The sequence below is a fragment of the Streptomonospora sediminis genome, from assembly GCF_054778995.1.
Map to the genome: position 1 here is coordinate 38,877 of NZ_BAAGYZ010000116.1, position 21,888 is coordinate 60,764.

A 21,888-nucleotide genomic window follows, 5' to 3' on the forward strand; every position below is an offset into this window, starting at 1 on the left:
CGGCCGCGCCTGAGCGCGGACGGCTCCGGCGCCTCCGCCCCGAGGCAAAGGAAGCACGCCCATGACCGCACCCCGCACCCCCGGCGACCGCCCGGATCCGGCGGCCGCCACCACCTCCGGCACCGCGCCGGCCGCGCCGGCCCTGCTGCGCCCGCTGCAGCGGGCCGGGCGACTGGCCGCGGCTCTCGCACTTGCTCTCAGCGGTGTCGCCGCCGCCGGCGCACCCGCGCAGGCCCAGGAGAACCCCTACGAACGCGGCCCCGATCCCACCGAGGACAGCATCGAGGCGGCCACCGGACCGTTCGACACCACCGAGGACCGGGTCTCCTCGCTGGTGCGCGGATTCGGCGGCGGCACCGTCTACTACCCCACCGACGACAGCGAGGGCACGTTCGGCGCGGTCGTCGCCGCACCCGGCTACACCGCCAGCTCCAGCACCCTGGCGTGGCTCGGCCCGCGGCTGGCCTCGCAGGGATTCGTCGTCTTCACCATCGACACCAACACCCGCTACGACCAGCCCGCCAGCCGCGGCCGCCAGATCAGTGCCGCACTGGACTACCTGGTCGACGACAGCGAGGCCGCCGACCTCATCGACCCCGGCCGGCTCGCGGCCATGGGCCACTCCATGGGCGGAGGCGGAGCCCTGGAGGTCGCGGCGGACCGGCCCGAACTGCAGGCCGCCATCCCGCTCACCCCGTGGAACCTGGACAAAACCTGGGGGGACCTTGAGGTGCCGACCATGATCGTTGGCGCGGAGAACGACAGCGTGGCCAGGGTGAACGAACACGCCATCCCGTTCTACGAGAGTTTGCCCGGATCGCTGGACTCGGCCTACCTGGAACTGAACAACGCGAGCCACTTCGCGCCCAACCTGTCCAACACCACGATCGCCAAGTACAGCATCTCCTGGCTGAAGCGCTTCGTGGACAACGACCAGCGCTACGAGCAGTTCCTCTGCCCGGCCCCGGGCACCGGATCGGACATCTCCGACTACCGCGACACCTGCCCGCACTCCACCTGAGCGATCGGCCGGGCCGACCGCGGCCCGGCCCGCTGCAGGACCGATGGCGGCCGCCGCGGGCGGCCGCCATCGGCGTGTGTGCAGCCGGGCGCCTGCGCGGCGCAGGGGCGGGCCGTGAGCGGGCCATGGGTCATGGGCCGACCGCCGCCGGTGTTCCGAGGTGCGCCCAACCGCCCGCAGCGGCGGGGGTTCCCGCCCGCCCGCACACCGGTTGGAACCCGCGCGAAATCGGCACGGCGGATCGCCGCAAACCGCCGTCCGAGCGCACGGCGAACCGATATGGTTCGGGTGCCGCACCCCTTTGTCCCATGCTCGATGAGAGAGGCATGTCCGTGTCCGAAACGGTTCGGTTGATTTGTCCCCTGGGCCGCAAGCGGGCAGAGCTGGGCGGAGGAGCGGGCCTGGCGCTGGTGGGCGCGGGCGCCGCGGCGGCCGGAGTATCGGGGGTTGCCGGGCCGGGCTTACTCGGGTGGACGGTGTCGGCACTGGGCGCGCTGGCGCTGCTCGGCGGCTTGGCCCTGATCGTCCACGGGTCCCGGCTGCGGTCGCCGGTGCTGGAGGTCGAGGACGGGGAGTTCCGCTACACCCGCGGTCGCTACATCGTGCGGATCCCCTTCGCCGACCTCGGCTCCTACTACGTCCTGCCCGGGCGCACCCGGTCCCTCGGCCTGTGCGACATCGCCGGCCGGCCGCGCCAATTCCCCTCGGTCGAGGGCCGCCGCGCCAGCCGCCCCTACCTCCCGCTGACCGGCATGACCTCGCCGGCCAAGGTCGAGGAGTTCATGAGCACGGCCGGGATCCCCCCGCGCGACCGCTCCCTGGCTTCGGGCCGCTGACGGCCCAGGACCGACCCGCGCGGGCCGGGCACCCGCGGACAGCACGGCGGGCCGTGTCCGCCGGACACGGCCCGCTCGTTCCCGCAGTTCGGAAACGGCGCCTCGGTTAGGAGCTGAACTCCAGCCCTTCGGCGTCGTCGCCCATGACCTTCTTGAGGTAACCGGGGTTGTCGGACAGCCAAGCCTTGGCGCCCTCGGCCTCGCGGCCCTCGTACTCGCCGATGACGACCTGCTCCAGGTTGCCGATCTGCTCGTCGCTGAGCTTGAACTCGCCCAGCCACTTGGCGAGGTCCGGGAAGTCCTCCTTGAAGCCGGGGCGGCCGACACTGTGGATGGACTCGGGCTTACCCATCGCACCCTTGGGGTCCTCAAGGTCCTTGAGGTCCTTCTGGGCGTAGACGATGTGCGGACGCCACAGGGTGACGACGATCGGCTTCTCATCCTTCATCGCCGTGTCGAGTTCCTCCAGCATCGCCGGGGTGGAGGACTTGACCAGCTCGTACTCGCCGTCCAGCCCGTACTCCGGCATCGCCTTGTCCTCGGTGGTCTGCACCAGGCCCGAACCGGACTCGATACCGATGATCTCGCCATCGAAGGTGCCCGCCTGGCCCTTGAGATCTTCGATGCTGTTGATGTCCTCCATGTAAGAGGGCACCGTCAGCTCCAGGCTCGCGCCGTCGTTCCAGACGCCGAGGTCTTCCAACTTGTCGCCGTACTGGTCCCAGTATTCCCCGTGGGTGTTGGGCAGCCAGGTGTCGAGGTACAGGTCGATGTCGCCGTTTGCGGTTCCCTCGAAGACCGGGGCCACATCGACGTTCTCGATGTTGACCGTGTAGCCCTTCTCCTCGAGGATGACCTTCCACAGGTTGGTGACCGCGATGTCCTCTTCCCACGGGATGAGGCCGATGGTGATCTCCTTGTTGGCGGCCTCGTCGCCCCCTTCAGGGCCCGTCGAGACACCGCCGCCGCCACCGCCGCCGCAGGCGCTCGCCATGAGCACCAGGGACACGGCAGCGGCACCGACCCCCACCAGCTTGCTGGAGCGTTTGCGCTCGCTCATGTTTCCTCCTCTTATGTGCGGGTGATTCAGGGGAAGCCCTGCCGCCGCGGGTAACGGCAGGGCGGGGGATGGGGCTCAGACGGCCGCGCGCTGCGCGCGGGCCGCAGGGGAGAACCGGGTGACCGCGCCGGTCAGCCGGTCCAGGAAGATCGCCAGGATCACCACGGCGATGCCGCCCTCAAAGCCCACCGGGACATCGCCCTGGGCGATACCGGTGTAGACGTCGTTGCCGAGCCCGCCGGCGCCGACCATGCCGGCGATGACGACCATCGACAGGCTGAGCATGATGATCTGGTTGATGCCGGCCATGATCGTGGCCAGCGCGAGCGGGAGCTGGATGCGGCGCAGGATCTGCAGGTCCGGGGCGCCGAACGCCTCGCCGGCCTCCACCAGCTCCTTGTCGACCTGGCGGATGCCCAGCTCGGTCAGCCGCACGCCGGGAGGCATCGCGAAGATGACCGTGGCGATGACACCGGGCACGGTCCCGATGCTGAAGAACGCGATCGCCGGCAGCAGGTAAACGAACGCCGGCAGGGTCTGCATGAAGTCCAGCACCGGCTTGACCACGGTGCTGACCTTCCTGCTCTGCGCGGCCAACACGCCGATGGGCAACGAAACCAGGACCGCGACCAGCGTCGCCACCAGGATCAGCGCGAGGCTGCTCATCGCGTTCTCCCAGCTCTCCATGCTGATGATCAGCAGGAAGCCGAGCACGCTGAACAGTGCGACGCGCCAGCCCGCAACGGCGTAGGCCAACCCGGCCAGCAGCGCGGCGACGATCAGGGACAGCTGCACGCCGGCGATGAAGTGCAGGACCAGCACCACCAGCAGGCCCAGGACCGAGGCACCGGTGAGCAGCCGTTGGCGCCCGGCGGCGGCGCCCGGCGCAGCAAAGGCGATGGCGGCCAGTGCCGCGAGCAGCAGCAGCGCCAGGACCAGCGGCGGGTACACGTATTCGGCGCCGAACAGGTTCATCGCCCATAGGAACAGCGGGGCGGGCAGCGAACCGATCACGGTCGCCACCACGCCGCCCACCAGTTCGGCGATGTAGAAACCCGCCCACACGGCTACGGCGACGAGTGTCGGCACGTAGCGTTTGCGCGCCACCAGGCCGCCGGCCACCAGCGCGGCGGCGAGCAGCGTGAACTGGGTCGCTGTCGGGGCGCTGAACAGGGCCGAGAGGGACTCGACGCAGAACTCGATGATCAGGCCGATGAAGTCGAAGAACGCCGCGAAGTTCTCCCGCATCCAGTTGATGCCGGCGTCGAAGGTGTCGCCGACGGGGATGCGCGGCACGGGAACGGCATAGGTCAACAGGCTCACTGCCGGCTCCCTTCGGTGGCCGGGGCGTCGTCGCCCGGATCGGACCCGGCCGGTTCGGTGGCCGGGTGCTCGGTGGTCTGGTCGGCAGAGGCGGGGGCGCCGTCTGCGGGGGCTGGGGACGGGGCGGAGCCCGCAGCGGGGGCGCCGGCCTCGGCCTCGTCGCCGCCGGACGTCGGCGCGAGCGCGGCCAGCAGCGTCACCCGCGGGATGACGCCGACCAACCGCTCATCGCCGTCCAGCACAGCCAGCGGGTAGGTGCTCTCCGCGGCCTGGCCGAACATCTCGGCGAGCGGGGTGTCGACGTGCACGCGCTCCACCGCGGTGTCGATCAGGGAGTCGATCTCCTTGACGTTGTCGCGCACGGCCTCGCCGATGTCTCCGTCGCGGACCGCGCCGACAAGCTGCCGGTTGCGGCGGACCACGAACGCCGACGGCGTCTGGTTCTCGCGCATGGTGCGCAGTGCCGCGCGGGGCCCTTGGCCGGGGTCGATGACCGGGATGGGCGCCTCCATCACCGACGAGGCGGTGAGCACCCGCGTGCGGTCGACGTCCTCGACGAACTGGGCGACGTAGTCGTTGGCCGGGTCGTTGAGGATCTCTTCGGCGCTACCGATCTGGGCCACGCGGCCGTCTCGCAGCACGCAGACGCGGTCACCCAGGCGCATCGCCTCATTGAGGTCGTGGGTGATGAAGATGATCGTCTTGCCCAGCGACGCCTGCAGCTCCAGCAGCTGGGTCTGCATGTCGCGCCTGATCAGCGGGTCCAGCGCGCTGAAGGCCTCGTCCATCAGGATGATGTCGGTGTCGGCGGCCAGGGCGCGCGCCAGCCCGACGCGCTGCTGCATTCCGCCGGAGAGCTGGCCGGGGACCTTCTCCTCCCAGCCGTCCAGGCCGACCATGGCCAGCGCCTCGCGGGCCTTGGTGTCGCGCTCGGAGCGGGCGACGCCGCGGACCTCCAACCCGTATGCGGCGTTGTCCAGCACGGTGCGGTGCGGGAACAGCGCGAAGTGCTGGAAAACCATGCTGACCTTCTCGCTGCGCAGCTTCCGCAGGTTGGACTTGGCCAGCTTGGTGAGGTCGGTCCCTTCGATCTCGACCGTGCCCGCGGTGGGCGGCAGCAGTCCGTTCAGCATCCGGATCAGCGTGGACTTTCCCGAGCCGGAAAGGCCCATGACCACGAAGATCTCACCGGGCTGCACCTCGAAGGACACGTCGATGACCGCGGACGTGACGTTCAGCGATTTGATGTCGTCGCGGTGCCGGCCGTCCGCCAGCAGTTCGACGGCTTTGGCGGGCCGCCTACCGAAAATCTTGTAGAGCTTGTCTGCGCGTACTGCTGGCACGGTCTCCTCTTTGAGTCTGTCCGGGGCCGCGCGAAGCGGCGGACCGCCCTCCCGGCGGTCCTCCGCGCGCACCGGCGATGCGCTTACGTTCGGTGACCGAACCGCGCTGTCCGCTTCGAAGAGAAGTCCGCCCGGGCCAGGGCTCCTCCGCGCGCAGCACGTGCGATCACCACTTTTTAAGTCCTTTTTATGGCGAAACGAACCTTACCGACGAAATATGTAGCCAGCGCTTCGCATCGTCACGGAGAGATAACACGTTTACGGTCTGCGCGACCCCCGAAAGTCGACGTGCGCACCGGACTTGGACCACCGCACGCCGCCCGATTGTGATTTGCGCCACACCAGAGCACCAAGTGATGGGTGTCACATTTTCGGCGTATTTCCAGCTCAAAACGGCTACGCTCAGACCGAGCGCATGTGAGTACCGTGATCCATTGCTACAAGCGCCCGTTCACACCCGAACCGCCTCCCTGGGCCGCCCGATGGGCGGTCGCATACAGTCGGAGGGGTGACGCACTCACGGATAGTCGGCTTCCTCACCGTCGCGGCGATGCTGGCCGCGATGTGGGTCTTCGAAATCGTCGACACCGTCTTCGGCGGAGCGCTCGACGTCGTATTCGGGCTGCGCGCGTGGACGTTCGATAACGCCTGGAGCGTGCTCACCGCACCGTTCATGCACGCCGGGTTCACGCACCTGATGAGCAACTCCATCCCGTTCCTCGTGCTGGGTGCCCTCGTCGCATTCGGCGGGCTGGGACGGTTCGTGTGGACCACCCTGATCGTCATGGTCATCAGCGGGGTCGGCGTATGGCTGCTCACGCCCGCGGGCACCCTCACCGTCGGCGCCAGCGGGTTGGTCTTCGGCTACTTCGGCTACACGGTGTTGCGCGGCATCGTCGACCGCCGCACCATCGACATCGTCATCATGATCTGCGTCGTCCTCTTCTACGGCACCCTCATCTGGGGTGTGCTGCCGCAGCAAGAGGGCGTGTCCTGGCAGGCGCACCTGTTCGGCTTCCTCGGCGGGCTGTTCGCCGCCTACGTGCTGCCCAAGACCCAGCGGGCCCGCCCGGTCGGGCCGGGCTACAGCGGAAACCCCGGCTACGGGCCCGGATCCGGTCCCGGCGGGTACGTGCCGCCGCGGTTCTAGGCGGCCGTTTCCGGGGCGGCGGTTCGCGGCGGCGATTCGAGAGCGTTGGCGCCCGCAGCGCGCCGCATTTGAGCTGGAGCGCACTCCAAGTTCTAACGTCACCGGTATGACCGCACCACATATGGCAACACCGCAGCAGCAGCAAGCCAAGCAGCGCCCGCTCGGCTCCGGCTTCGGCGCCGGCACCACCGCGCAGGAGGTCCTGCAGGGCATCGACCTCAGCGGCAAGCTCGCCATCGTCACCGGCGGCTACTCCGGGCTGGGGCTGGAAACCACCCGCGCCCTCGCCCGCGCGGGCGCCCGCGTCATCGTCCCCGCCCGGCGCCGCGAGGCCGCCGAGGACGCCGCCGCCGAAATCGGCCCGCACACCGGGGGCGGCATCGAGGTGGATGAGCTCGACCTCGCCGACCTCGACAGTGTCCGCGGCTTCGCCGAACGGTTCCTCGACTCCGGCCGCACCGCCGACTTCGTCATCAACAGCGCCGGAATCATGGCATGCCCCGAAACCCGCGTCGGACCGGGCTGGGAGGCCCAGTTCGCCATCAACCACCTCGGCCACTTCGCCCTGGTCAACCGGCTCTGGCCCGCCATCTCCAACGGCGGCGGAGCCCGCGTCGTTTCGGTGTCCTCCCGCGGCCACCACCGCTCACCGATCCGGTGGGACGATATCCACTTCGAGCAGGGCTACGACAAGTGGGCGGCCTACGGCCAAGCCAAGACCGCCAACGTGCTCTTCGCCGTCCACCTCGACGCCCTGGCCCAGGACTCCGGCGTGCGGGCGTTCTCCCTGCACCCCGGCGGCATCCTCACACCGCTGCAGCGCCACCTCCCCGCCGCGGAAATGGTGGCCGCGGGCTGGATCGACGAGGAGGGCAACCACATCAACCCCAACTTCAAGACCCCCGAGCAGGGGGCGGCCACCCAGGTGTGGGCGGCGACTTCGCCGCAGCTGGCGGGCATGGGCGGGGTGTACTGCGAGGACTGCGACATCGCCGAACCGGTCGAATCGAGTGACGCGAGCACGCCGTCGGGAGTGAGCATCTACGCCATCGACCCGCAGGAGGCCGCGCGCCTGTGGACACTCTCGGCCGAACTGACGGGCGTGGACGCGTTCGCACGCTGAGGCGCGCGGGGGTGGGCGCGGGGGTGGGCACGCCGGGACAGCACGGCCGACCGGAAAACCACGGCCGGGCAGCACATCATGGCTAAACAGACAGCTACACCGACGGCGGAGGGCCGGCCTCACCGATCCCCCAGCGGAAGTTCCGGAACGACCGCGAGGGGGTCGGCCCCCGCTGTCCCTGGTAACGGGACCCGTACTTGGCCGAGCCGTAGGGGAACTCCGCCGCCGAGGTCAGGCGGAACATGCACAGCTGCCCGATCCGCATGCCCGGGTACAGCTTCATCGGCAGCGTCGCCACGTTCGACAGCTCCAGCGTCACATGCCCGGAGAAGCCGGGATCGATGAACCCGGCGGTCGAATGCGTCAGCAGTCCCAACCGCCCCAGCGAACTCTTGCCCTCCAATCGGCTGGCAAGGTCCTCGGGCAGCGCGACAACCTCGTACGTGGAGGCGAGCACGAACTCCCCGGGGTGCAGAATGAACGGCTCGTCCCCATCGGGCTCCACCAACCGGGTCAGCGCCGGCTGCTCAACCGCGGGGTCGATGTGCGGGTACTTGTGGTTCTCGAACACCCGGAAGTACCGGTCGAGCCGGACATCCACGCTCGACGGCTGGACGAGCCCCGGGTCATACGGATCAATCTTGACCCGCCCGGACTCGATTTCAGACCTGATGTCGCGATCGGAGAGCAGCACCCTCCAGAACCTACCGCCTCCACCAACCACCCCCAGGCGCCCAACCTCCGGTTACCCGCTCCCCGCCAATGTCCGGTAGACTGACCGCGTCGCCAACAGCGCCTCGGGCGCCCACGGCCACGCGGATGTAGTTCAATGGCAGAACTTCAGCTTCCCAAGCTGATAACGCGGGTTCGATCCCCGTCATCCGCTCTGTACGAAAGAAAGCCCTGACCTGCGATACCAAATCGAACAGGCAGGGCTTTTCTCATGCCCAGGGTGCACGCGAGGGTGCACCACCTCGCCGCGGCGGCCCGCTGTGCAGACTCCATCCCGTCATCCGCCCCGGAGTCGAGGGCGCACCGGGGTGCACGGGCACAGCCGCCGGCCCCCGAGAGCACCCAGATTCCAGCTCGCGACCTGTCCCACTGGTGGGCGCCCACTGCCACTGCCATGAGCGCCCACCCCGTCTGACACCAACCATGCATCGAACCTCGGCCGCCGCGAACGGCGACCGCCACGGTGGTCCGGGCCGATGGTGTCGATGCGTTTGTCGGTTGCGATCCTCGGCTGCCGCGGAGGCGACCGCCACCCGCTGCCGCGCCGCGCGCGGCGATGCCGCCCGCGGCGTTGCGATCCTCGGCCGCCGCTTACGGCGACCGCCACAGCACCTGAACAGGAGAAACGTCCATGCGAACCGCACCGCACTGCGCAACGAAACCGGACATCATCACCCACCCAGGAACGAGCCTCCTTCGGAACCTTTCCGGGAATCCATGAGAGCTTCCTGTTTCGAAGGGCGCCACCGAACCAAAAGCGACGACACATCAGCTTACCCGCGGCCTGCGTTCAGCCCCTGCCATGCCGTCGGGCACGGGCCAGGTCGAGGACAACCGGGTCATTGGTGCACCCGCGGGTACACGAGGTGGGCGAAGAGGGTGCACGTTTCGACATTCATCCTGGCGCAACCGCGCACAACCCGGCCCGCGCCTCCCCTACAGCCTGGGGATATTCGCATCTCCACAGGTCAGCGGATTCCCCCTGCAGCCTTCAATCCCCGTCATCCGCTCCAAAACGGACAAAAGCCAGTTCAGACGGGGTCTCCCGGAGACTTGGCTTTCGCTTTTGAGAGGGTTGGAAACGGGCCGCGTGCCAGTTTCGTGCAGAAGCTCAGACGGGCACGGCTGCTGCCGGGGACGCAGTCGGAGTGGGGGAGGGCCATGCCCAAGCGGATCGACTACTACGACGACCCGCAGGCCCCGCCCGCGAACAGCCTCGTCCCCTCGGTCAACGTGATCGTCACCAACGAGCGTGACGAGGTGCTGATGATCTGCCGCACCGACAACGGCAACTGGGCGCTACCGGGCGGCGCGATCGATCTCGGCGAGTCCCTGCCCGAGGCCGCCGTGCGCGAGACGCACGAGGAGACCGGCATCACCTGCGAGATCACGGGGATCTCGGGCACCTACACCGACCCCAAGCACGTCATCCACTACACCAGCGATGACGAGGTACGGCAGGAGTTCTCCATCGTGCTCACCGCACGTCCGGTGTCAGGCCAACCCACGCCGAGCAGCGAGTCCCGAGAAGTCCACTGGATCCCGAAAGCCGAGCTGGACGGCTACCGGATGGACCGATCAATGAAGCTCCGGATCCGCCACCGTCTGGAGGGCCGGACCGCACCGCATATCGGTTGAAGATCGGCAGTGGCGACGAGCGCCCGCAGGCGGCGCCAGTTATGGCACACCGCCCTGCAGTGTGATCCCCCGTTGTCGCCGAATTGGGCGTGCCGGTCGGAAACGATCACAGCCGTGGATCCGGCCGCCGTCGACGAACTGCGCGCCATCAGCGCCAATACGGGCAAGGCCAGGTCGGACGGGTTGCCCGGAGACCTGGCCTTCGCCGTTGCAGGCCCGCTGAGAACCCCGCGTGCCCGCTATCGGGGACCGCAGACCGCGGAGGCGTCCGCGGGCGTCCGGAAACGCGCGGCATCCCGCGACGGTGCCACGCCGAACGCCCGCTTGTAGTCGCGGCTGAACTGTGCGGGGCTCAGGAATCCCACGGACGAGGCGATCTGGGCGAGCGTGCCGGCCTGGGCGACGATCTGCCGCCGTGCCTCGTGCAGGCGGACGGTCTTGAAGTAGGTGACCGGGCTGGTGCCCGTGACCTCCCGGAACTTCCGGTGGAACGTTCCAGCGCTCATATTGGCGCGTGCGGCCAGGGCCCCGACGTCGACCGGCGCATCGAGGTGGTTGTGCATCCACTCGGTGACGCCGTCGATGCGGGTCAGGGCCGATTCGACGTGCAGCAGTCCGCGCAGCGCGTCGCCGAGCGGGGAGGCGAGCAACCGGTAGTAGATCTCCTGCTTCGCGCCGGGGCCGAGGATGCCCGCCTCGGTCGGGTTCGGCAGGAGCCGCAGCAGTCGCAGCGCGGGTTCGAGCACCGGTTCGGGCAGTGAACCGACGACGACGGATCCCGCGTTCTTCCTCGGGCGGGGCGGCATCTGCGCCACCAGGGAGGACAGGACGGGCCGGTCGAGCGGGAGCTCCAGAGCGACGTAGGGCTCCGCGGCGGATGCCTGTGTCACCTGGACGAGCGCCGGCAGGTGGGCGCCCAGGATCACCACGTCCCTCGCGCCGTAGACGATCTCGCGGGATCCGACGACGACCCGCTTGCGGCCCTGGAACGGCAGGTGGAGCACCGGCCGGAACAGGATCGACAGGGGTTCGGTGGGCGCCCGGGTGACGTGCACCCGGACGCCCTGCTCGTCGTGGGCGGGCTCCCCGCCCGCCGCGTCCTGGGCCGCCCGCACGATGTCGTCGTGGACGCCCATGCGTACCCCTTTCCTCGAACGGGAACCCGACCGGACAGCGGCGCACGCGCCGGCCCCGGCACCCCCGTCGCCTGTTCCGGCTACCGCATATGCGCGGCGAACCACGCGAGCACCCGCTCGGGATTGCGCTGGAAGTAGGTGTAGCCGTCCCAGCGGCTGGTCGTGCCGTGGATCCAGAACATCGACTTCTGCTCCGCGCCGATGGCCTCGAAGGCCGCTTCGAGGTCGTCGGGGCGGGTGATGTGGTCCTCGTACACACCGTAGGTGAGTGTCGGCACCGCGACCGAGGGCGCCCAACTGCTTGTGCTCCCGTCCTCCAGCCGCACGCTCGCGATCGTGCCGACCCTCCGGTCCACCTCGTCGGCATGGGCGGCAAGGCCCATCGTCTCAAGTGCGGTCTCCAGGAACGCCCGCGGGGAGAGCAGGAGCGGCGCGACCAGGCAGCGGACCCCCGCGAAGGCGTGCGGGAAGGCGTGGGCGGCGCGGAACACCGCATTGGCCCCCATGCACCGGGCGAAAATGCCGAGCGTCATGGCGGCGAGATCGGGGCGGGACCGGATGTACTCCAGCGTGCCGACGACGTCGCGGGCCTCGAACTTGTTGTTGGAGGCCAGACCGCCGTTCGCGGCGCCGCTGAGGCCGTGGTTGCGGAAGTCGAAGGCCAGGACGTTGTACCCGTTGTCGTGCAGGATCCGGTAGTCGCGGGTGAAGTCGATCTCGCTGTCGTTGCCGGGCCCGAACGCCGACTTCCACGGCTCGAGGTGTGCGGGGAAGCCGTACCGGTTGAAGCCGAACGCGTGCATGGACACGACGAGCTTGCCGGATCCTGCGCACGGGATGAACCACGCCTCGAGGGGTGTGCCGTCCGCCGACGGGTAGACCACCTCTTCGAAGTCGAGGCCGACGTCGGCGGGTGTGCGCAGGATCGGCGAGCGCGACGAGTAGGCGAGCCCGCGGGCGAGGCCGTCGAGGGTTGCGTTCGTTTGCTGGTCGGTGGTGGTTTCGGGGTTCGTCATGGCGCGAAGGGCTCCCTGGAACGCGGGATCACGGATCTGGTCCGGCACGCTCGTGTCGGTGGACGCGAGTGCTCGGCCGGACGTCTTAAAACGTACGCAGGGCACGCGCCGGAACGAATGCCGCTCGTTCCCAGATCCTTGCCTGATCCTGACATTGCGTGCGACGCCCGGCGGAACAGCGGGGCCCGCGGCCGCCTCGGCCCACCCGAAACGCGCCGGGGTTGAACAAGAAACTCAGGCGGGCATTTTGAGGGTTCCGGCGTGCACCGCCCAGTTGGAGCCGACAGCGCTCGGCATGGTCGGCGACGACAGCAGCACGATCGCCCGGGCGATCTCCGAGGGGTCGATCAGCCTGCCGGTGACCAGACCGGCCTGCTGGGGAAGCGCTTCCAGGAGGGAGGCCTCATCGACGCCCAGCGCCGCCGACGCGTGGGCCACGTAGCCGTCCTCACCCAGCAGCAGGTCGGTCCGGGTCGCCGAGGGGGTGACCACGTTGACTCGTACCCCTTCGGGTGCCACGTTCTCGGCGAGTCCGCGGGAGAACGCGTTGAGAGCCGCTTTGGCGCTCGAGTAGGGCAGGGGCACCGTATGCGGCTGGAGGGCGGATTCGGAGCTGACATTGACCACGGCTCCACGCGCCTCGGTGAGTGCCGGTAGTGCGGCGCGGGTCGCGCGGATGGCGGCGTGCAGGTTCAGTGCGAAGATTTCGGCCCAGTCCTCTTCCCTGCCGGTGAACGGGTCGGTACGCGCCTCTTCGGAGATGGAGCCCCCGCCCGCGTTGTTGACGAGGACGTCCAGTCGGGGGTCGGCGCCGATGGCGGTCTCGATCATGCGCCGGGGAGCGTCCGGACGGGAGAGATCGGCCGGGATGAAGGCCGCACCGGTTGCTTCGAGCTCCGGGGAGCTGCGGCGCGACACGGCCGTAACGGATGCGCCCTCTGCGATAAGTGCCTTGACCGTGGCGAGGCCGATGCCCTTGCTCGCGCCGGTGACCAGTGCGCGCTTTCCGGATAGTTGCAGGTCCATGAGTGCTCCTCCAAAGGATTAAGTGGTGAACCCTCTCCATTTACGAAAGACTAACATATGGAGAACACGCTCCACTTGTGCCCGGGGGCGCGTTCTGGGCCCACACCTGTCCCAGCCCCTCAGCCGACTACTGTGGAGCGGTCGAATCCCCCCGGTGTTGCACCCACCGGCCCAATCCACCTGGGCGGAGGAATGATGGACAAGCTGAAGCCTTCGCTGCGGGCCGACGCCGAGCGGAACAGGGAGCTGATCCTCGCGGCCGCCTACGAGGCGTTCGCGGACAAGGGCGTCAACGTCTCCCTGGCGGAGATCGCCCGGCGCGCGGGCGTCGGCTTCGCGACGGTGCAACGCCGGTTCCCCACAAAGGAGGCCCTGGTCACGGAAGTCGTGCGGGCCCAGCTAGCGCATATCGGTCAGGAACCCGCACAGGGGAGATCCCTCGACTCCTGGCAGGCATTCACCGCGCCGATTCTGGACTGCTGCGAGCACCAGGTGAAAGAACCCGGTCTGGCCGGGTCCATCGCGCAGATCCTGTCCGCCGCATCCGAGCCGTCGGTCCGCCAACCGATCCTCGACGCCCTCGTGCCGTTGATGACACGTGCACAAGCCGACGGCGTCCTGCGCGATGACGTGTCCGTCGACGATGTGCTGCTCATCCTCAAGGCGAATGCCGGGGTCATCGCCAACTCCCCCGGAAAGGCGGCGGAAGCGTCGCGACGGTTCGTCGAACTGGCGCTGCGTAGCCTGCGGCCGTAAGGCGGCCGCCGACCGGGCGTTGAGTTGTGCGGAGCTCGGCGATCCGCGGAGGTGCGGTTCAGTACGGCCGGCCGGACCCGGCCGCCCATGAGGGCGAAGCCGAGCGGATTCTCGCCACGCTTCCCTACAGCGAGCACTCGTCGGGAGAGCGGGTCTAGGTGGATCCCGTCCAGTACGTCTCCGAGATCGGACGGGGCTTCACGCATCTCTCAGGTGCCATCCGAAACAACAAGGACGAGATCTTTCGCAAGGTCGCGCACCTCGCGCGCCACTTGGTCGGCCGCTGTTTCTCGCCGGGACCGCGCTGGGCTTGCTCGCCTCACGGGACGTCCTCTGGAAGTGCCGTCCATAACGGTGCGTTTCACTCCGGGAACAGGTGCGCTACCAGGGAGCGCGCCCATTCCGGGGTCGGTGGGTGGCCGGTGAAGACGGCCCGGTAGTAGACGGGGGCGAGGAGGCCGTCCACGGCGCGTTCGATGGAGGGGGCCCGGTCGTTGCCGCGGGTGTGTTCGCGTTCGAGGATCGCTTCGAGCTGGTCCTGCCGTTCGGCGCGGCATACGCCGGCGTTCTCGCCTCCCGCGCCGACGATGGCGCGCACGAGGGCGAGAGTGTCGGGGTCGCTGAGGTCTTTTGCGAGGTCCGCGGCGTAGCGCTCGAGGTCTTCGCGCAGGCTTCCGCTGTCGGGGACGACGAGATCGCCGGAGAAGCGGCTGGTCGCGACGTCGGTGAGCAGGTCACCGACGGCCCCCCACCGTCGGTAGACCGTCGTGGGGTGAACACCGGCGCGGGTGGCGATGGCCGGAATCGTCAACTGGTCCCCGTCCTCCTCGGCGAGCAGTTCCTGCACGGCCTGGTGGACGGCCGCGCGGACCCGGGCGGAGCGGCCGCCCGTTCGACGGCCGGTGTGGTGCGGTGCGTGTTCGGTGGTCACATCGCCAGTATCGCATTGATCACTGCACTATTATCGCAATTATGACTGCGTTAGTGCTAGCGTGCAGCCACTAACGCAGTCATCATTGCGAGGTTTGCATGTCCACTGACCCTAAGACCGCCCGGCCGCCCACCGAGAGACGGCCCCGTACACCGGGAACGGGGTTCTTCGGCGGGGTGGCCGCGATTCTTGTGCTGTTCCTGGCCGCTTCCAGCGCGCCGTCCCCGCTGTACGCCGTCTACCAGCAGCAATGGCAGTTTCCGGCCTGGGTGATGACCGTCGTCTTCGCCCTCTACGTCTTCGGCCTGCTGGGCTCGTTGCTGGCCTTCGGGGCGTTGTCCGACCACCTTGGCCGCCGCCCGGTGCTCGGTGCCGCGATCGCGTTGGAGGTCGTCTCGCTCGTCCTCTTCCTGACGGCACAGGACGTTCTGATGCTGTCCGGGGCCCGCGTGCTGCAGGGAATCGCGACCGGAGCCGCGACGACGACGCTGAGTGCCGCCCTCGTCGATCTCGAACCATCGCGCGGGCGGGCGGGTGTGGTGACCTCCGTCGGTCCGCTGAGCGGTCTTGCCGCAGGGGCGCTGGGCAGCGGTCTGCTCGTCCAACTCGGCCCCGCGCCGACCCGGCTGGTATACGCCGTGCTGCTGGGCGCCATGGTGCTGGCGGCCGTGGTGGTGTCCCTCATGCCGGAGACGTCGCAGCGCCTGCCCGGAGCCGCGGCGTCCCTGCGCCCCCGGGTCGCCATGCCGTCGCACCTGCGCGCAGACCTCGTTCCCGTGGTTCCGGCGATGATCGCGGGCTGGGCGCTGGCGGGCATGTACCTTTCGCTCGGACCGTCCGTCGCGGCCGAACTCTTGGGGCTCCACAACCGGCTGGTCGGAGGCATGGTCGTCATGCTGCTGGCCGGCACCGGCGCCCTCACGGTCCTCGTGCTCCGGTCGCGCTCCGCGTCCTCGTTGTTCGCTCCCTCGTCGGCGATGCTCGGGACCGGCACCCTGATCTCGCTTGCCGGGGTAACCCAGGACGCCGCCTGGATCGCCGCGTCCGGGACCGTCGTCGCCGGAACCGGGTTCGGAGGATCGGTGCTGGCGTCGTTCGGCACCTTCGCCCGCGTCGCCGGGCCGCACGAGCGCAGCGCCGTCTTCGCCCTGGCGAACGTCATCAACTACCTGGGAAACAGTGTGCCGGCCGTGCTGGGCGGAATCGCGGTCACCGCCTTGGGCCTGCCGATCGCCACCACCATCTACGCCCTCGTGATCGCCGCGATGGCCTTCACCGCTTTTGCCCTGCGTCTGAACCAGATGCGAGCACGTGGCCGCGCCTGGTTCCCACTTGAAAGGTAAGGAAACCATGACCATGACCAGCGGGACCAAGCAGCACCTGGAAGTGCGCCGACCGCATGACACGACGATCCGGTACACGGCCGGCGGCCCGGCAGGGGGGCCGACGCTCGCCTTCGTGCACGGCTGGGCGTGCAACCGCGCAGACTTCGACGCGGTGGCCGACCACCTGCCCGAGTCCTACCGCGTACTCTCGATCGACCTTGCCGAGCATGGCGAGTCGCGGTCAGCGCGGGACACCTGGACCATCGCCGAGTTCGCGCGCGACGTGGCGGCCGTACTGGAGGCCGAATCCGTGACATCCGCCGTCGTTGCAGGGCACTCCCTCGGCGGGGCGGTTGCAGTCGAGACCGGAAGACTACTCGCGGACACGGTGACCCACGTGGTTGCGCTCGACGCACTGCACTATCTGGGCCTGTTTCCCGCCATGAGCGACGACCAAGCCGAGACCATGGCCCGCGGGTTCCGCGACGATTTCGCCGGAGCCGTGCAAGGCCTCGTCGAAGGGGGATCTCCGGAAGGCACCGCCCCTGAGCTCAAGGACGCCTACTTCCAGAAGATGGTCGCCGTACGGCAGCCCGCGGGCGTGCGCTCCATCGAAGGTCTGCTGCGCTGGGACATGGACGCGGCAATACGGGACACCGCGCAGCCGATCACCGTCTTCGCGATCCGCGACCTGGTCTCCCAAGAGGCAATCGACCGCTACGGCGACCGTTTCGACCTCGTGTTTGTCGATCTGGGCACCCACCACTTCCCCGTGGAGTCCCCCGGCAGCACGGCCAAGCTCCTGGAGAGCGTGGTCACCGGATAGCGCGTGCACGGCAACGGCCATGCGGAAATGCCGGGATCCGGTGCTGGATCTCGGCATTTCCGCAGGATCACCGGGATCACCCCGCGGGTTGAGGCGGGGGCCGGCCACTGCTCCTGCGGGTCAAACGCATTCCGCCCGCGAGTCGGTGTCGCAGCCGGCCGTGAACCGGGCGAGCAGCTTGAGGGAGTCCGCCGCCGCGGAGCCCTCTTCGGTCGTGACCATGGCCACCGACAGTTCCGGCGAGCGGGCGACGGTCAGGATTTGCTGGCTGACGGTGAGTTCGCCGACCAGCGGGTGGCGCAGCCGGTAGCTGTCCGCTTCGCAGGGCTTGACCCGGTGGTCGCTCCACAGCGCGGCGAATTCCGCGGAACGCATGGAGAGCTCGCCGACCAGCGACGCCAGCAGCGCGTCCTCCGGGTGCCTGCCCGCGACCAGCCGCAGGTGTCCCACCACCGCTCGCGCCTTGCGCTCCCAGTCGACGTACAACTCTTGGGTGTGGGTATCCAGGAACAGCATCCGCGCCAGATTCGGCCGGTCGGCGGGACGGTCCGGGGCGTCCGGATCCAGGTTCCCGGCGAGCAGGGCGTGGCCCATCGGTGTCCACGCGAGCACGTCGGTGCGGCGGCCCAGGGCCATCGCGGGGATGTCGCCCAGCGAGCGCATCAGGTCGCGGGTGAGGGGGTCGACCCGCTCTTCGGGCGGCTGCTGGAGGCGGCGCGGCCGCTGCCCTGCGAGCTCCCGCAGGTGCTCGGCCTCGTACTCGTCCAGCTCCAGGGCCCGGGCGATCGCATCCAGTACGGCGTCCGACGCGTTGGCCGCCTGCCCCTGCTCCAGCCGCGTGTAGTACGACACGCTGACCCCCGCCAACTGCGCGAGCTCCTCGCGCCGCAGCCCTGCCACACGCCGGCGCCCGGGGAATGCGGCAAGGCCCACGTCCTCGGGCCGCAACCGAGCCCGCCGTGCCTGCAGGAATTCGCCGAGCCGCCGGCCGAGCGTCCTCGGCGCTGTTTGCGGCGCCGGCTGCGAGGACGCTTCCGGCGGCGTCTGCGAGGCCGATCGCGGAGCCGTTCCCGGGGCCGATTGCGAACCCACCTGCGGGGCCGTCTGCGGGCCCGTTCGCGAATCCGTCATTGCGCCAGCCTAGTCCCGGCCGTTCCGCAGCTGAAGCCGCGAGCCTGACACTGCCGGGGATAGGCACAACGGAGGGCTACCTACCTCCGCGCCGCTCGTGAACGCTGGTGGAAATCCAACGCCGCGAGATCGGGAGACACCCGCAATGCAGGAAATCGTGCTGGGCGACGTCACCGTCACCCGGATCGTCGAGTACTCCGGAACCACCGAAATGACTCCGCAGACCTTCTTCCCCGAGGCGCCCGAGAACGCATGGCGGGAACACGGGTCATTGCTCGCGCCCGACTTCATCGACCCCGCCGCCAACGCCCAACTGGCGGCGATCCAGACCTGGCTGCTGCGCAGCGGCGGCCGGACGATCCTCGTCGACACGGGTGTGGGCAATTACAAGGAGCGCCCCTACTCACCCGTCTGGAGCCGCCGGGAAAGCGACTTCGTAGGTGAACTCGCCCGGGCGGGCGTCGCGCCAGAAGACGTCGACCTGGTCATCAACACCCACCTGCACGTCGACCACGTCGGTTGGAACACCCGGCTGGAGGGCCGCACGTGGGTGCCGACCTTCCCCAACGCCACCTACCTGATGCCGAAGGCGGACTTCGACTTCTGGAACCCCGCGAACAACCACACGCCGCACCTGGGCCGCGGCAACCAGAACGTGTTCGAGGACAGCGTGGCCCCGGTGCACGAGGCAGGACAGGTGCAGCTGTGGGACGACGGCCACACCATCGACTCCCACCTGCGCCTTGAGCTCGCGCCGGGCCACACGCCGGGCTCCTCGATCGTGCGGCTGGCTTCGGGCGGCGACAAGGCGCTGTTCGTCGGCGACCTGATGCACAGCGCCCTGCAGATCGTGGAGCCCGACACCAACAGCTGCTTCTGCGAGGACCCGGCCGGGGCCCGCGCCACCCGGCACCGGCTGCTCGGCGAGGCCAGCGACACCAACGCCCTGCTGTTCCCCGCGCACCTGGGCGGGCACGGCGGTGCGGAGGTCATGCGGGACGGCGGCAAGTTCGGGATCAAGGAGTGGGCCCCGTTCGCCCGGATCTGAACGCGGACCGGGGTCGGGGCGGGCAGGGGCAAGATCGGCTCCGACGCCGGCCCCGGCCGGAACAGCAGCAGTTGCAGAGAACAGGAGCACGCAGTGTCCGATCCGATCGTCAAGACCGCAGAGGGCGCGGTCCGCGGCAGCGCCACCGACGGCGCGGACCGCTTCCTCGCCATCCCCTACGCCGCGCCGCCCCGCGACGCCGGCCGGTTCGCCCCGCCCGAGCCGCACCGGCCGTGGACCGGCGTGCGCGACGCGACGCAGCCGGGGCCGAACGCGCCGCAACCCCGCCGGGACGCGTTCGGCGCACTCGACATGTCGCCCTTCTTCGGCCCCGGCTGGGTCCGCGGCGACGACTACCTCACCGTCAACGTGTGGAGCCCGCGCGACGCCGCCCGCAGTCCGGTGCTGGTGTTCGTGCACGGCGGCGGGTTCGTCGCCGGCTCCACCCGCTCCCCGCTGTACGACGGTGCCGCGTTCGCCCGCGACGGTGTCGTCGTGGTGACCCTCAACTACCGGCTCGGCGTCGCCGGATTCCTGGACGCGGCCGGGGCGCCGCGCAACCGGGGACTGCTCGATGTGCTCGCCGCACTGGAGTGGGTGCGGGGCAACATCGCGGCGTTCGGCGGCGATCCGGGCAACGTCACGCTGGCCGGCCAGTCGGCGGGCGCGACCACGGTCGCCGGTGTGCTCGCCGATCCCCGGGCCGAAAACCTGTTCCACCGGGCGATCGTGCAGAGCGGCAGCGGCCTGGGGGCGTTCTCCCCCGAACAGGGCGAGCGGGTGACCCGCGCGGCCGCGGCGGCGCTGGGCGTGGCCCCGGACGCGGCCGGTTTCGGCGCGGTGCCCGACGAGGAACTGGTCGCGGTCGTGCCCCGGCTTTCGGGGATCGACCTGCGCACCCGGGACCGCTTCGACCCGCTCCTGGGGCTGAGCCCGTTCAGCCTGGTGCTGGACCGCCAGCCCGCCGAGAGCCGCCTGGCCGATGTCGACCTGCTCGTCGGCAGCAACACCGAGGAGGGCAACCTCTACCTCGCGCCGCAGGGCAACCTGGCCGCCTCGACCGCCGAAGACGTGCGGGCGACCGCGGCCCGCGCCCACCGCGACCCCGACCGGCTGGTCGCGGCCTACCGGGCGCAGCGGCCGGACGCCGGGCCCGGCGAGCTGCGGTCGGCGATCCTCGGCGACGCGCTGTTCGGCGTCGGCACCCGCCGGCTCGCTGAAGCGCACGGCGGCGCCCACGTCTACGAGTTCGCGTGGCGGTCGAGCGCTCTGGACGGGCAACTGGGGGCGACGCACGCGATGGAGTTGCCGTTTGTGTTCGACCGGCTGGACGATCCGGCGCTTAGCGGACCGCAAGCGATGACGGGGCCCGGCGATCCGCCGGCTGCGCTGGCCGCGGAGATGCGTGCGGCGTGGACCGCTTTCGTCCGCACCGGGGATCCCGGTTGGCCGTCCTTCGCGGACGGGGGGCGGATTCGCCGGTTCGACACGGTTTCGGAGACCGTTGCGGCGCGGGACCTGTCTGGCTGGTGACCGGCGCACACCGCCGTCTTCCGGCGGTGGACCCGGGCCGGGCACACCGGTCGCCTGCGCCTGCTTCGCATCGCCCAGCGCGGGTTGCCGCCCAGGGTCACCGATGGTTCGCGTGGTCCGCGGGGGTGTATACCACCAGACCGAGGCCGCGGTAGGCGTCGAGACTGAGCGACTCGTAGTGCATGGTCGTCATTGTCCCGTCGTGGAGCAGGAAGGTCTTTTCGCGCTCGCCGAGGTGGCCGACTTTGTTGCGTTCCCAGATGTCGCGGAATTCCGGAGACATATCGGCGAGCTCTTGGATAAGGGACACCGTGCGCGGGGACCGGTCGCCCCAGCGGACGAGTTCGGCCCGGAAGGTCGCAACGGCGAGTTCGGCCTCCGTATGCCAATCCTGGATGCGCTTTCGCGAATCCGGATCAAGGAACAGGATGCGCAACACGTTGCGTTCCACCGGGGCGAGTCGGGCATAGTCGGTAAGAACGGCGGCGGCGGCATCGTTCCATGCCAATACGTCCCACGAAGGCGACTTGACGTACGCCGGCCATGGCGCCAGTTGGTCGGCAAGGCGTTGCAACCGGCCCGGAACCGGCCCGTCAGGGATCTCGGCAGGAACCCGGCTGCTACCGAAAGCGAGGAGATGAGCGTGTTCTCTCTCCTCGGGCCGAAGGCGCAACGCCTCGCAGATCGCGTCCAGCACGCGCATCGACGGGTGGCCGCCCCGGCCCTGTTCGAGGCGGGTGAGCCACTCGACGCTGATATTGGCCATGGCCGCGATCTCCGAGCGCCGCACCCCGGGAGTGCGGCGCCGCGCGGGACGCGCACCCCCGGGGAAATCCACGGGCGAAAGCTGCTCCCGGCGGGCGCGCAGAAATGCGCCCAGTTCGCCCGTGCGGAATTCGTTCATGGTTGTTCCTATGGTGGCACTGCCGTCCGC

General features: G+C 69.5%; 20 protein-coding genes and 1 tRNA gene. 11 read left to right on the top strand and 10 right to left on the bottom strand.

Annotated features, from left to right (window positions below):
- Nucleotides 1-61 precede the first annotated feature (61 nt).
- Together ACYVD5_RS23055 and ACYVD5_RS23060 are read left to right on the top strand one after the other, a co-directional pair.
- Nucleotides 62-1,021 (top strand): alpha/beta hydrolase family protein, encoded by a 960-nt coding sequence (locus tag ACYVD5_RS23055; protein WP_461003215.1) that lies wholly within the window; start codon nt 62-64, stop codon nt 1,019-1,021.
- A 332-nt stretch (nt 1,022-1,353) separates the two neighbouring features.
- On the top strand, nt 1,354-1,857 hold the full coding sequence (locus ACYVD5_RS23060; protein WP_461003216.1) for a hypothetical protein: 504 nt from the start codon (nt 1,354-1,356) through the stop codon (nt 1,855-1,857).
- Between the two features lie 106 nt (nt 1,858-1,963).
- On the opposite strand, the gene ACYVD5_RS23065 is transcribed toward ACYVD5_RS23060, so the two are convergent.
- The 3 genes from ACYVD5_RS23065 to ACYVD5_RS23075 all read right to left on the bottom strand — a co-directional run bounded on the left by ACYVD5_RS23065 (nt 1,964) and on the right by ACYVD5_RS23075 (nt 5,583).
- Nucleotides 1,964-2,917: a glycine betaine ABC transporter substrate-binding protein gene (locus ACYVD5_RS23065; protein ID WP_461003217.1), complete on the bottom strand. Its 954-nt coding sequence runs from the start codon at nt 2,915-2,917 to the stop codon at nt 1,964-1,966.
- A gap of 75 nt (nt 2,918-2,992) precedes the next feature.
- Nucleotides 2,993-4,165, bottom strand: a complete 1,173-nt coding sequence (locus ACYVD5_RS23070; protein WP_461003243.1) for an ABC transporter permease — start codon at nt 4,163-4,165, stop codon at nt 2,993-2,995.
- 71 nt (nt 4,166-4,236) lie between these two features.
- Nucleotides 4,237-5,583 carry a quaternary amine ABC transporter ATP-binding protein gene (locus tag ACYVD5_RS23075; RefSeq protein WP_461003218.1) on the bottom strand — a complete coding sequence of 449 codons (1,347 nt, stop codon included), beginning with the start codon at nt 5,581-5,583 and terminating at the stop codon, nt 4,237-4,239.
- 508 nt (nt 5,584-6,091) lie between these two features.
- Between ACYVD5_RS23075 and ACYVD5_RS23080 the strand changes: the two genes are divergently transcribed.
- Both ACYVD5_RS23080 and ACYVD5_RS23085 read left to right on the top strand, forming a co-directional pair.
- Nucleotides 6,092-6,733 carry a rhomboid family intramembrane serine protease gene (locus ACYVD5_RS23080; RefSeq protein WP_461003219.1) on the top strand — a complete coding sequence of 214 codons (642 nt, stop codon included), beginning with the start codon at nt 6,092-6,094 and terminating at the stop codon, nt 6,731-6,733.
- Nucleotides 6,734-6,839: 106 nt separating this feature from the next.
- The gene (locus ACYVD5_RS23085) at nt 6,840-7,856 is read left to right on the top strand and encodes an SDR family NAD(P)-dependent oxidoreductase (protein WP_461003220.1); all 1,017 of its coding nucleotides are present in this window, start codon (nt 6,840-6,842) and stop codon (nt 7,854-7,856) included.
- A gap of 94 nt (nt 7,857-7,950) precedes the next feature.
- Here ACYVD5_RS23085 and dcd read toward each other — a convergent pair whose 3' ends face one another.
- Nucleotides 7,951-8,550 carry a dCTP deaminase gene (dcd, locus tag ACYVD5_RS23090; RefSeq protein ID WP_461003221.1) on the bottom strand — a complete coding sequence of 200 codons (600 nt, stop codon included), beginning with the start codon at nt 8,548-8,550 and terminating at the stop codon, nt 7,951-7,953.
- Nucleotides 8,551-8,671: 121 nt separating this feature from the next.
- Here dcd and ACYVD5_RS23095 point away from each other — a divergent pair.
- Nucleotides 8,672-8,742, top strand: a tRNA-Gly gene (locus tag ACYVD5_RS23095).
- Nucleotides 8,743-9,749: 1,007 nt separating this feature from the next.
- Complete coding sequence (locus ACYVD5_RS23100) at nt 9,750-10,226, top strand: NUDIX domain-containing protein (RefSeq protein ID WP_461003222.1); 477 nt, start codon at nt 9,750-9,752, stop codon at nt 10,224-10,226.
- A 239-nt stretch (nt 10,227-10,465) separates the two neighbouring features.
- Here the strand turns inward: ACYVD5_RS23100 and ACYVD5_RS23105 are convergent, their stop codons facing one another.
- The 3 genes from ACYVD5_RS23105 to ACYVD5_RS23115 form a co-directional block, all read right to left on the bottom strand.
- A complete protein-coding gene (locus ACYVD5_RS23105) occupies nt 10,466-11,362 on the bottom strand; it encodes an AraC family transcriptional regulator (RefSeq protein ID WP_461003223.1) in 897 nt (298 codons plus the stop codon).
- A gap of 80 nt (nt 11,363-11,442) precedes the next feature.
- Nucleotides 11,443-12,378 (bottom strand): alpha/beta hydrolase, encoded by a 936-nt coding sequence (locus tag ACYVD5_RS23110; protein WP_461003224.1) that lies wholly within the window; start codon nt 12,376-12,378, stop codon nt 11,443-11,445.
- A gap of 234 nt (nt 12,379-12,612) precedes the next feature.
- The gene (locus ACYVD5_RS23115) at nt 12,613-13,404 is read right to left on the bottom strand and encodes an SDR family NAD(P)-dependent oxidoreductase (protein ID WP_461003225.1); all 792 of its coding nucleotides are present in this window, start codon (nt 13,402-13,404) and stop codon (nt 12,613-12,615) included.
- Nucleotides 13,405-13,596: 192 nt separating this feature from the next.
- Here ACYVD5_RS23115 and ACYVD5_RS23120 point away from each other — a divergent pair, with 192 nt between their 5' ends.
- A complete protein-coding gene (locus tag ACYVD5_RS23120; protein WP_461003226.1) occupies nt 13,597-14,160 on the top strand; it encodes a TetR/AcrR family transcriptional regulator in 564 nt (187 codons plus the stop codon).
- A 361-nt stretch (nt 14,161-14,521) separates the two neighbouring features.
- Here ACYVD5_RS23120 and ACYVD5_RS23125 read toward each other — a convergent pair whose 3' ends face one another.
- Nucleotides 14,522-15,091 (bottom strand): TetR-like C-terminal domain-containing protein, encoded by a 570-nt coding sequence (locus tag ACYVD5_RS23125; RefSeq protein ID WP_461003227.1) that lies wholly within the window; start codon nt 15,089-15,091, stop codon nt 14,522-14,524.
- Between the two features lie 98 nt (nt 15,092-15,189).
- On the opposite strand from ACYVD5_RS23125, the gene ACYVD5_RS23130 reads away from it, so the two are divergent.
- Both ACYVD5_RS23130 and ACYVD5_RS23135 read left to right on the top strand, forming a co-directional pair.
- Nucleotides 15,190-16,434 (top strand): MFS transporter, encoded by a 1,245-nt coding sequence (locus ACYVD5_RS23130; protein WP_461003228.1) that lies wholly within the window; start codon nt 15,190-15,192, stop codon nt 16,432-16,434.
- Nucleotides 16,435-16,441: 7 nt separating this feature from the next.
- Complete coding sequence (locus ACYVD5_RS23135) at nt 16,442-17,242, top strand: alpha/beta fold hydrolase (RefSeq protein WP_461003229.1); 801 nt, start codon at nt 16,442-16,444, stop codon at nt 17,240-17,242.
- A 120-nt stretch (nt 17,243-17,362) separates the two neighbouring features.
- On the opposite strand, the gene ACYVD5_RS23140 is transcribed toward ACYVD5_RS23135, so the two are convergent.
- A complete protein-coding gene (locus tag ACYVD5_RS23140) occupies nt 17,363-18,334 on the bottom strand; it encodes a helix-turn-helix domain-containing protein (RefSeq protein WP_461003244.1) in 972 nt (323 codons plus the stop codon).
- Nucleotides 18,335-18,518: 184 nt separating this feature from the next.
- Here ACYVD5_RS23140 and ACYVD5_RS23145 point away from each other — a divergent pair, with 184 nt between their 5' ends.
- The gene (locus ACYVD5_RS23145; protein WP_461003230.1) at nt 18,519-19,421 is read left to right on the top strand and encodes an MBL fold metallo-hydrolase; all 903 of its coding nucleotides are present in this window, start codon (nt 18,519-18,521) and stop codon (nt 19,419-19,421) included.
- 93 nt (nt 19,422-19,514) lie between these two features.
- Nucleotides 19,515-20,954, top strand: coding sequence for a carboxylesterase/lipase family protein (locus ACYVD5_RS23150; RefSeq protein WP_461003231.1), 1,440 nt, complete (start codon nt 19,515-19,517; stop codon nt 20,952-20,954).
- 97 nt (nt 20,955-21,051) lie between these two features.
- Here the strand turns inward: ACYVD5_RS23150 and ACYVD5_RS23155 are convergent, their stop codons facing one another.
- Complete coding sequence (locus tag ACYVD5_RS23155) at nt 21,052-21,858, bottom strand: helix-turn-helix transcriptional regulator (RefSeq protein ID WP_461003232.1); 807 nt, start codon at nt 21,856-21,858, stop codon at nt 21,052-21,054.
- Between the last annotated feature and the right edge of the window lie 30 nt (nt 21,859-21,888).

Coding starts and splice junctions, on each gene's coding strand:
- ACYVD5_RS23055 (WP_461003215.1), top strand. CDS start 62: ATGACCGCACCCCGCACCCCCGGCGACCGCCCGGATCCGGCGGCCGCC.
- ACYVD5_RS23065 (WP_461003217.1), bottom strand. CDS start 2,917: ATGAGCGAGCGCAAACGCTCCAGCAAGCTGGTGGGGGTCGGTGCCGCT.
- ACYVD5_RS23070 (WP_461003243.1), bottom strand. CDS start 4,165: ATGCGGGAGAACTTCGCGGCGTTCTTCGACTTCATCGGCCTGATCATC.
- ACYVD5_RS23085 (WP_461003220.1), top strand. CDS start 6,840: ATGACCGCACCACATATGGCAACACCGCAGCAGCAGCAAGCCAAGCAG.
- ACYVD5_RS23100 (WP_461003222.1), top strand. CDS start 9,750: ATGCCCAAGCGGATCGACTACTACGACGACCCGCAGGCCCCGCCCGCG.
- ACYVD5_RS23105 (WP_461003223.1), bottom strand. CDS start 11,362: ATGGGCGTCCACGACGACATCGTGCGGGCGGCCCAGGACGCGGCGGGC.
- ACYVD5_RS23110 (WP_461003224.1), bottom strand. CDS start 12,378: ATGACGAACCCCGAAACCACCACCGACCAGCAAACGAACGCAACCCTC.
- ACYVD5_RS23115 (WP_461003225.1), bottom strand. CDS start 13,404: ATGGACCTGCAACTATCCGGAAAGCGCGCACTGGTCACCGGCGCGAGC.
- ACYVD5_RS23120 (WP_461003226.1), top strand. CDS start 13,597: ATGATGGACAAGCTGAAGCCTTCGCTGCGGGCCGACGCCGAGCGGAAC.
- ACYVD5_RS23130 (WP_461003228.1), top strand. CDS start 15,190: ATGTCCACTGACCCTAAGACCGCCCGGCCGCCCACCGAGAGACGGCCC.
- ACYVD5_RS23135 (WP_461003229.1), top strand. CDS start 16,442: ATGACCATGACCAGCGGGACCAAGCAGCACCTGGAAGTGCGCCGACCG.
- ACYVD5_RS23145 (WP_461003230.1), top strand. CDS start 18,519: ATGCAGGAAATCGTGCTGGGCGACGTCACCGTCACCCGGATCGTCGAG.
- ACYVD5_RS23155 (WP_461003232.1), bottom strand. CDS start 21,858: ATGAACGAATTCCGCACGGGCGAACTGGGCGCATTTCTGCGCGCCCGC.